This is a genomic window from Streptomyces sp. NPDC060209, assembly GCF_042728155.1.
GTDB lineage: Bacteria > Actinomycetota > Actinomycetes > Streptomycetales > Streptomycetaceae > Streptomyces.
In genome coordinates, this window is record NZ_JBHWZS010000330.1 from 1 (window position 1) to 9581 (window position 9581).

General features: G+C 70.5%; 9 protein-coding genes. 5 read left to right on the plus strand and 4 right to left on the minus strand.

Features of this window, described 5'->3' with window-relative positions:
* Positions 1-285: 285 nt before the first annotated feature.
* A complete protein-coding gene (locus ACFWFI_RS36955) occupies positions 286-447 on the minus strand; it encodes a hypothetical protein (protein ID WP_387399160.1) in 162 nt (53 codons plus the stop codon).
* A gap of 65 nt (positions 448-512) precedes the next feature.
* Positions 513-1373: a class I SAM-dependent methyltransferase gene (locus ACFWFI_RS36960; protein ID WP_387399185.1), complete on the minus strand. Its 861-nt coding sequence runs from the start codon at positions 1371-1373 to the stop codon at positions 513-515.
* A gap of 113 nt (positions 1374-1486) precedes the next feature.
* On the opposite strand from ACFWFI_RS36960, the gene ACFWFI_RS36965 reads away from it, so the two are divergent.
* The 4 genes from ACFWFI_RS36965 (at position 1487) to ACFWFI_RS36980 (ending at position 6409) form a co-directional block, all read left to right on the plus strand.
* Positions 1487-2035 (plus strand): AAA family ATPase, encoded by a 549-nt coding sequence (locus ACFWFI_RS36965; protein ID WP_387399163.1) that lies wholly within the window; start codon positions 1487-1489, stop codon positions 2033-2035.
* A gap of 131 nt (positions 2036-2166) precedes the next feature.
* Positions 2167-2736: a TetR/AcrR family transcriptional regulator gene (locus tag ACFWFI_RS36970; protein ID WP_387399166.1), complete on the plus strand. Its 570-nt coding sequence runs from the start codon at positions 2167-2169 to the stop codon at positions 2734-2736.
* A 56-nt stretch (positions 2737-2792) separates the two neighbouring features.
* On the plus strand, positions 2793-3977 hold the full coding sequence (locus ACFWFI_RS36975) for a GDSL-type esterase/lipase family protein (protein WP_387399169.1): 1185 nt from the start codon (positions 2793-2795) through the stop codon (positions 3975-3977).
* 266 nt (positions 3978-4243) lie between these two features.
* Complete coding sequence (locus tag ACFWFI_RS36980; RefSeq protein ID WP_387399172.1) at positions 4244-6409, plus strand: SpoIIE family protein phosphatase; 2166 nt, start codon at positions 4244-4246, stop codon at positions 6407-6409.
* 49 nt (positions 6410-6458) lie between these two features.
* Here ACFWFI_RS36980 and ACFWFI_RS36985 read toward each other — a convergent pair whose 3' ends face one another.
* Entirely contained in the window at positions 6459-6905 is a 447-nt protein-coding gene (locus ACFWFI_RS36985) for an SsgA family sporulation/cell division regulator (RefSeq protein ID WP_387399175.1), read from the minus strand.
* Between the two features lie 253 nt (positions 6906-7158).
* On the opposite strand from ACFWFI_RS36985, the gene ACFWFI_RS36990 reads away from it, so the two are divergent.
* The gene (locus tag ACFWFI_RS36990) at positions 7159-8163 is read left to right on the plus strand and encodes an alpha/beta hydrolase (protein ID WP_387399178.1); all 1005 of its coding nucleotides are present in this window, start codon (positions 7159-7161) and stop codon (positions 8161-8163) included.
* A gap of 21 nt (positions 8164-8184) precedes the next feature.
* On the opposite strand, the gene ACFWFI_RS36995 is transcribed toward ACFWFI_RS36990, so the two are convergent.
* A complete protein-coding gene (locus ACFWFI_RS36995; protein WP_387399181.1) occupies positions 8185-9186 on the minus strand; it encodes a rhamnogalacturonan acetylesterase in 1002 nt (333 codons plus the stop codon).
* Between the last annotated feature and the right edge of the window lie 395 nt (positions 9187-9581).

The window sequence follows — 9581 nt, forward strand, 5'->3', positions numbered from 1 at the left end:
GTCCTGGACGGAACCGCCGCCGCCCGCCGATGGCGCACGTCGTGTCAGCCCTTGCCCGCATCCTTGAGCACGATGTCGGGCTCCAGGACGTTGGATCGGGGCTCGCCCATGAATCCGAGGGCGCGCCCCTCGGTGCGCTCGGTCACGGGGAGGACCGTCGGAGTGCCCACCACGATCGGGGGCCTTTCGTTGGATCTTCACTGCGTACCGTATGTGCGTCGCGTTCGGGCCCTTGAGGCAAGGGCCCGGCAGCGACACGCTTGCGGGGCTGGTGCCCGGGGCGGGTCAGGTCCAGGTGGGCATGGCCTTCTCGTGGTACCGGTAGCCGGATCCGCCGTGGGGCAGGATCGTGTTGATGGCGGTGAGGCCGGTTTCCGTAAGGATCATGTCGCCGGCGGCGGTGTTCTCCTCGATGCGCCGAGGGCCGAGGGCGCCGGGGATGGGCACGATGTCCACCTGCCTTCGGTTCGACGCCGCATCAGCGAGCAGTCACGTGGGACATCCCCCTGGCGTCAGCTTTCGCCTCGATGTTCCTCAATCTCCTTCCCCCACACGAACACCTCGGTGCTCGGCCGGCGCTCGGAGAACCTGCCCGATGGTGATGCCTCCCGCAGGAGCCGGCGCAGGTCCGCCTCGAAGCGGTCACGGCGGGAGCCGAAGAGGTGGGGAGCCGAGTACGACATCGAGAAGACCCAGGCGACGACGTCGTCATGCGTGCGCTCCAGCGCCTGGCCGCCGGGGACGACGTGGCGTCGGGGGCCGGAGAATCCTGCCCGGGAGAACACGGTCGCCTCGCCCCCCGGAGTCCCCTGGGGCAGCACTCCGCGGCCGGCGCGCCGGACCGGTCCCAGATAGTCCCTGACCAGGTGCTCCGTCGCCGCGTAGGGCACCGCCGGATACGGAAGACCGTCGACCGAACGGGTCTCCGTCTTCAGATCCGAGACGTGCACCAGCGACCCCCCGGGCTCAAGCATGTCCCTGATGGTTGCCGCCACGAGGTCGCGGTCCATCCAGTGGAAGGACTGGCCGAAGGTCGCGACGGTGAACGCCCCCAGACCTGCGGGGAGTTCCTCGGCGCGGGCCCGCACCCATCGCGTCCTGCCGGTCACGCCCGCCAGATCCGCCGCGTGTTCCGCCTCGGTGAGCATGCCGGCGTCCGGATCCACTCCGACGACCTCGCGGAACAGGTGGGCCAGTCCCAGGGCAAGAACGCCGGGCCCGCACCCCACGTCGATGAGGCGTCCTCGTCCGTCGAGCCGCAGGACGCCGGCCAGTACGTCCGCCAGCCCGGGGGCGTACGGAAGTCTCCCGCGTCGGTAGTAGGCGGCCGTGCCGGAGAACAGCGTGTCGTCCCACTCCCACTCGGCGGCCATCCGTTCCACGCACCCTCCACCTGAAACACGTCGGACGGCCCCACCCTATGGGGCGTGCCCGGCCGTTCATGGACCCGCGCTAACGTGTGGCGTTCCCGAGCGAGAGGAGCGACGTGGACACCGGACCGGGCCCCGCCGTCGTCCTGATCACTGGTGTGATGGCGGCGGGGAAGTCGACAGTGGCGCAGCTCCTGGCCGAGCGCCTGCCCCGGGCGGCGCATGTGCGAGGTGACGTGTTCCGCCGCATGACCGTCTCCGGCCGGGAGGAGCTGATGCCCGAGGAGACCACGGAGGCCAGGGCTCAACTGGAGCTCCGGTACCGTCTTTCCGCCCTGGTCGCGGACGAGTACGCGCGCGACGGGTGGACCGCGGTCGTCCAGGACATCGTCCTCGGGGAGGATCTGAGGCGGTACGTCGCGAGGGTGCGCACCCGCCCCCTGTACGTCGTCGTGCTGGCACCCTCCACCGCTGCGGTGCGGGCCAGGGAGGCGGCGCGTCCGAAGACCGGGTACGGCACCTGGACGGTCGATGCCCTCGACCACAGTCTCCGTGAGGAGACGCCTGGCATCGGCCTCAGGCTGGACACCTCTCGGCAGACTCCGGACGAGACCGTCGCGGCGATTCTCACAGGTCTCCCCGCAGCTCGTATTCGTACGGACTGAGTGGCCCGTACCCGGCGGGTGCCGCCGTGTCCGGGAGGGGCAGCCTCGTGGCTCCATCCTTAGGAGCTCGCAGATTTGCCTAGTGCTATTAGGTAAATGCATAATCGAATCTGCCGGAGGGAATGGTGGCCATGGCAAGAGCAGGGCTGACAGCGGAACGCCTTACGCAGGCCGGAGCGGAACTGGCCGACGAGGTCGGATTCGACAAGGTGACCGTCGCGGCACTCGCCCGGCAGTTCGGCGTCAAGGACGCGAGTCTCTACTCGCACCTGAAGAACTCCCAGGACCTCAAGACGAGGATCGCCCTGCTGGCCCTGGCGGAGCTCGCCGACCGCGTCGCCGCGGCTCTGGCCGGGAGGGCGGGCAAGGACGCCCTGGAGGCGTTCGCCAACGCCTACCGTGACTACGCCAGGGAGCACCCGGGCCGCTACGCGGCGGCGCAGCTCAGGCTCGACCCGGATGCGGCCGCCGCCAGTGCCGGCGGCAGACACGCGCAGATGACCCGGGCGATCCTGCGTGGCTACGACCTGACCGAGCCGGACCAGACACACGCGGTCCGGCTGCTCGGCAGCGTCTTCCACGGCTACATCAGCCTGGAGTCGGGTGGAAGTTTCAGCCACAGTGCCCCAGGCACGCAGGAGACCTGGTCACGGGTCCTGGACGCCCTCGACGCGCTGCTGCGGAACTGGCCCGCGCCCTGAGCAGGCCGGCCCTTCTCGATCGAATCAGACACGTACACCCGAACAGGCGGCGGAGAATGAGTACCCGGCCCCAGCTGATAACCACCCCCATCACCGAGGACCTCCTGCGCGGCGCACTCGATCTGGAGCGCACCGAGCACGGTCTGCTGCCGCACCGGCTGCCCGCCCGTGCCCGCGCGCAGAACACGGACGGCCAGCTGGCGATGGCGGAGGCCCAGCCCTCCGGCGTCCGGATGGTCCTCCGCACCCGGGCCACTCTCGTGGAGCTGGACACGCTGCCCACCAAGCGGGTGTACGTGGGCGCCCCGCCCCGACCGGACGGGGTCTACGACCTGCTGGTCGACGGCCGCCTCGCGGGCCGGGCCGGTGTGGCCGGTGGCAACACCCTCACCATCGACATGGCTGCCGGATCCGCCGAGACCCGTCCGGGCCCGGTGGGCACCCTTCGCTTCACCGGACTGTCCGCCGATGTGAAGGACGTCGAGATCTGGCTGCCGCACAACGAGACCACCGAGCTGGTCGCCCTGCGGACCGACGCCCCGGTGGAGCCGGTTCCGGCCGCGGACCGCACGGTGTGGCTGCACCACGGCAGTTCGATCAGCCACGGCTCGGACGCCGCGAGCCCGACCACCACCTGGCCCGCACTGGCCGCGGCACTCGGCGGGGTGGAGCTGCTCAACCTGGGGTTCGCCGGCAGCGCGCTGCTCGACCCGTTCACCGCCCGCGCCCTGCGCGACACGCCCGCGGACCTGATCAGCGTCAAGGCAGGCATCAACCTGGTCAACACCGATGTGATGCGCCTGCGCGCCTTCACCCCGGCCGTCCACGGCTTCCTCGACACGATCCGCGAAGGCCACCCCACCACTCCGCTGCTGGTCGTCTCACCCATCCTGTGCCCCATCCACGAGAACACCCCCGGCCCCAGCGCACCGGACTACAGCGCCCTGAGCACGGGAAGGCTGAGCTTCAGCGCCGTGGGGGACCCTGCCGAAACAGCTGCCGGAAAGCTCACCCTGAGCATCATCAGGGACGAACTCGCCCGCATCGTCGAGCAGAGGGCGGCCGAGGACCCGAACCTGCACTACCTCGACGGCCGTGAACTCTACGGCGAGACGGACTCGGCCGAACTGCCGCTCCCCGACGCGCTGCACCCCGACGCGGCCACCCATCGACGCATCGGCGAACGCTTCGCGAAGCTGGCGTTCCGCGCAGGCGGCCCGCTCGCCGTCGCCGGTGACTGACCACGCGCTCGCCGACCCAACCGCTGTCCGGGCGCCGCGAGGTGACGGTCGCCCCTGCCGCGGGCTCGGCGGGCAGGCCGGGCTTGCCGACCGGTGGTACCCGGTGGTGAGGGAGACGCCGGACAGGGGTGCCGGCTGAGCCGATCGGCTGCGAGGGGGAGAGGGGCCGGTTGAGAGGCTGGACACACAAGGGCATTCTTGAACAAAGGTCGCATATGTGTGTTCGTGGGCGACCTGCCTAGGTGGGGAGGACGAGTGATGGGCCCATGAGCATGGACGAGACGGGCCGCGAGGGCCCGCCTGCGGACAGCGGTGAGCCCACACCGGCGACCGTCGGCGGCAGGCCGCTCGCCTACGTACCGTCCGAGGACGAACGCTGCCGGATCCTGGAGCAGCTGCCCGTGCCGGTGGCCTATTTCGGCCGGGACCAGCTGCTCGCCATGGCCAACCTGGCAGCGGCGGATTCGGTCAGCAGGACCGAGGAGTCGATGCTCGGGCTGCGGCCCGGGGAGATCGAGCCCGGACTGTTCCTGGAGGGCGGGAAAGGGCTCGCGGAGGCCATCGACCGGGTGCTGAGGACAGGCCAGGGGGAGCCTTACGAGTCGCACCTCATGGTGGAGGGCAGCGAGCACATCTGGCAGGCGGCGATGTCACCCGTGCGGAATGCCGCCGGTGAGGTCCAGGGCGTGTCCGTCGTGACACTCGATACCACCGATCAGTTCTGGGCACGCCGTCGTCTGGCCGTGCTGAACAAGGCCAGTATGCGGATCGGCAGCACCCTCGATGTGGGACGTACCGCCGAGGAGCTGGCGGAGCTCGCCATCGAGGACTTCGCCGACTTCGTGACGGTCGACCTGCTCTCCGAGGTGCTGACGGGCGACGAGGCGCGTTCGGTGCTGCACCGGGACTCGATCAGCTTCCACCGGGTCGCCCAGCGGTCCGTGCTCGAAGGATGCCCCGAGTCGGTGGTCCCGCTCGGGGAGATCCACGCCTACGACCGTGACTCCGTGGTGGGCCGCGCGCTGATCCAGGGGGAACCCGCGCGCATGACCGTCGACGACGAGGCTCTGCGGCGCTGGAAGACGGACGAACCCGAACGGTCGCGGAGCATGCGTGAACAAAAGATCCACTCGGTGATGGTGGTCCCGTTGCGGGCCCGCGGCATCACCCTCGGCACCACGCTCTTCTGCCGGCACCGGACGCCCGGGGCATTCGGCGCCGCGGATCTGCAGCTCGCGGCAGAGCTCGTGTCGCGGGCGGCCGTCTGCGTGGACAACGCCCGGCGGTACACCCGCGAGAGGGCCACGGCACTCGCCCTGCAGCGCAGCCTGCTGCCACGGCGGGCGGCGCGCCAGAAGGCCGTCGAGGTCACGGCACGCTACCTCCCGAACACCAACGGCGCGGGCATCGGAGGAGACTGGTTCGACGTCATCCCGCTGTCCGGCGCCCGGGTCGCGCTGGTGGTCGGCGACGTCGTCGGCCACGGTCTCCACGCCTCGGCCACCATGGGCAGGCTCCGCACCGCCGTTCGTACGCTCGCCGATGTCGACCTCTCACCCGAGGAGCTGCTCACCCAGCTCGACGACCTGGTGCTCACACTCGACCGCGAACAGCCGGCGGACAGTCCCGAGGGCGTACAGGTCGCCGGGGCGACATGCCTCTACGCCGTGTACGACCCGGCAACCGGACACTGCATGATGGCGCGGGCGGGCCACCCCGAGCCGGTGGTGGCTCGCCCCGACGGCACCGTCGAACAGCTGCGGCTGCCCTCCGGTCCGCCGCTCGGAGTGGGCGGCCTGGCCTTCGAGGCGGCCGAGTTCGAGCTCCCCGAGGGCAGTCGGCTCGCCCTGTACACGGACGGTCTGATCGAGACCGCGGGCAGGGACACCGACCACGCGCTCGCCGAGCTGCGCGATCTGCTCGGCCGCCCCGCACACTCCCTCGAAGAGGCCTGCGACACCGTCATGGACGCACTGGTCCCCGAGCAGCCGAACGACGACGTCGCCCTGCTGCTGGCCCGTACCCGGCGTCTCGACGCCGGCCATTACGCCTCGTGGGACCTTCCCTCCGATCCGGCCGTCGTCTCGAACGCCCGAAAACGTGCCGCCGCGCAACTTGCGGCCTGGGGCCTGGACGACGCGGTGTTCACCACCGAGCTGGTCGTCAGCGAGCTGGTCACCAACGCCATCCGCTACGGCGGCGATCCCATCCGGCTCCGCCTCATCCGGGACACCGCGCTCATCTGCGAGGTCTTCGACGGGAGCAGCACCGCCCCGCATCTGCGCCGTGCCAGGATCTTCGACGAAGGCGGACGCGGCCTCCTGCTGGTCGCGAGTCTCACCGAGCGGTGGGGCACCCGCTACACCGGCACGGGCAAGACCATCTGGGCCGAACAGCCGCTGCCCGGTTCTGAGGAGGCGGATCCGGCCTGAGTCCGGCCGGTGCTTCGCCAAGCACCTGTGTGAAGGAAGCGCCGCCGGTTCAGCGGCGGCCGTGTGCGGAGGGCTCGCCCCCGTCGCTGAGCAGCCGGTCGATCACCGCGTTCATGGAGTCGGGGCCGAACTCCTCACCCATGGGCACGATGCGGCAGGTGCGTTCGAGATAGTGGGACATCGCCCAGTGGTCCAGCGAGAGTTCCACCGTGCGCGCCGCCGAGCGCATCGTCACGGACACTCCGGGCCGCCCGGATCCGGCCGGCGTCCCGGGCCGGACGTGGACGGCACCCGCTCCGGACCCGGCTCTCAGCCCCGCGTCGAGCAGGTCACGTGACACGCACCAGTGTTCCTCGACGAGGGACGCGCCCCACAGTGTGAGAGTCACCGCGCACGGGTCGTCCCGCGTGTAGCGAAGGCCCACGTCACACGGAATCGTTACTGCACCGGCTGCCTCGAGTACCCCTCTGGTGACAGCTCGTACTTCTCTGCTCATGATTCCCCCCGATGGCGAAGCGGCGGTGACAACGCGTGACGAACAACAACCAGTAGTGACAAGGTAGTTGCCCTGAGCCGCCCGGGTCGACGTATGGACCCGTGCATGCGGAGGGCTCACGGTTTCGGCCGCTTGTCCTCACCACACATTCGAACGAAACGGAGGAAGGCCGTCCCGTACCCGGTCCATGGTGCGGGGGTGCGTGGACGGCCGGGAGCTCAAGGTGGACGCGCCGTCGGCCGAAGACTCAGCTATGTCGCACGCACACACACGCCGCACCGTACTGACGAGCGGGGCCCTCCTCGGCGCCGGTGCGCTCCTCGGTGCCGCCGCCCCGGCCGGCGCCACGAACACGGTCATCGCCGAACGACGTCTGGACGAACGGCTGATCGAGCTGACCGTCGACTCCCCGGCCCTCGGCGGCCGGAGCACCGTGGCCCTGCTGACACCGCGCGGCTGGGACGGGCGCCGCCCCGGTGACCGCTGGCCCACGCTCTATCTGCTGGCGGGCGGAGACGGTGACCACACGACCTGGACCAGCCTCTTCAAGGTGCAGGAACTCGCCGAGCTGCGCGATGTTCTGGTGGTCATGCCGGGCATGCCGCTGTTCGGATTCTGGACCGACTGGTGGAACCAGGGCAAGGGAGGCTCACCCCGGGTGCGCACGTACTTCCTCCGTGAAGTCGTGCCCCTGGTGGAGCGGCACTACGGTGCGGGGCCGAACAGGGCGGCCGCCGGGGAGTCCCAGGGAGGATTCGGCGCCCTGGGACTCGCGGCCCGGGTCACAGGCCTGTTCGGTGCCGTCGCCGCCTTCGGGGCACCTGTGCATCCGGTCCGGCACCCGGAGATGTGGCTCTCCGGAGCGAAGTACGTCGGTGTGGACGGCTACGCGATCTTCGGTGACCCGTGGAAGCAGTGGAAGACCTGGATCGACTGGGATCCGTACCACCACGCCGCAGGACTGCGCCACACGCCCGTCCACCTGGCCTCCGGTGACGGCAAGCCAGGTCCGCTCGACGGGGAGGAGCCCGATCCCCACATCCCCGGCACCGAGAAGTGGGTGGCGCTCGCCGACGACGGTGTCGTGTCCGTGACCGAAGCCGTCTGCGGCGAGGAGACCCGGATGCTCGCCGACCGGCTCACGTCTCTGGGCGCGCCCGTCACCACCCACCTCTACCACGGTGGACACAGCGGTACCTACGGGTACAGGGAGTTGCGGCACGCCCTGCCGATGCTGACGGCGGCGCTGCGGCGGTGACAGCCGGGCCGCCCGCACGTCTCACCTGAACAGATGCCGTGGCACCAGGCCCAGGGCGAGCAGCTCCGCGCGGACCAGGTCCGCGTACACGCCGGCACCGTGTTCGGAGGTGTGGGTGTGGTCCTTCTCCTCGTCGCACAGGTAGAGAGCCCGGGAGCTCTCGGCGCCCGATGACTCGACCACCGACCTGCTCGCGGCGGTGAGGTCGATGAGCGGGACACCGCGAGCCGCGGCGACCGAGCGGATCACCGCGGGGTGGTCGACGCCGAGGCCGTTCACGAGGAGGGCGGCGTCGTTGCCCAGGGTGCCGTCCGGGCCGAACGCGTGGCGGACCATGGGGGTGAGGAGCACGGGCCGGCCCCCGCCGCCGCGGACACCGTCCACCAGCGCTTCCAGGTTGGCCAGGTACGTCGCCGCGTCGGTCGTCTTGTCGTTGTGCGCGAGCTGGATGAGAACGAGGTCGTCCTCGCGCATCAGACCGAGGACGGTGGCGAAGAGCCGCGGGTCCTCGAGGTACGAGACCGTGCTCTCCCCGGACGACGCGTAGTTGGCGACCGACAGTCCGCGGCGGAAGTGCTGCGGAAGCTGCTGACCCCAGCCGGCATAGGGCGCGCGGGCCTGGTCGCAGACCGTGGAGTCCCCGACGAGGAAGATCTGAAGGCTCTCGCCGGCCGGGGTGACGCGGATCTCGGCCGGCGCGGGGTCGGACCCGCCGACGAGGAGGTTGAGGCCCGGACCACCGTCGGGCCGGGTGGGTTCGCCTTCGGCGCCGGTGGGTTCGCCGTCGGCCCTGGTGGGTTCGCCCTCGGGATCTCGCACGTTCATCGTGAAGCTGAGGATCACCCGCTCACCCGCCGCGGTGACGGTCTCGGGCAGCAGGGAACGTCGTGCCCCGCCACTGACGCGGGTGCTCCCCGCCGTGTCGCCGCCGAGCCGGACCTCCACGTCGTACGTGCCGGTGCCCACCTCGAAATGGCAGGCCGTCGCGGAACGGGTCGGTGTGACGGTCGTGTTGTGCTGCATGTCTCTCCTCTTGAGGGACCCGAGGGAAAGCCCGTGGCGCCGTCCGGCGCCACGGGCAAGGAGCGGCGGCCGCGGTCAGCCGTGCGGGTTGGAGGTGCTGCGCCCCGAGCCGACGCTGTAGACCGCCACGGCCAATTTGAATCGTCTCAACCGGCAGGGACCATAACTGTGGCGTGATGCTCTCACAAGAGGTCTCGCGGGATCAGCCTGTTTCGGGGGTGACCGCGTCGCGAGCGTGGCGATTGCCGGAGAGTAGTGAAGGTGCGGGGCCACTCCATTATTGAATCGTTCAATCCGGGGTGGGGCGCCAAGGTCGTCGAATGCCGGCATCGGCACCGTGGTGTGAGCCCGGCCGGGGCGCCTGGAACGGGCGCGGCCGGCGGCTCCCTGTGCGG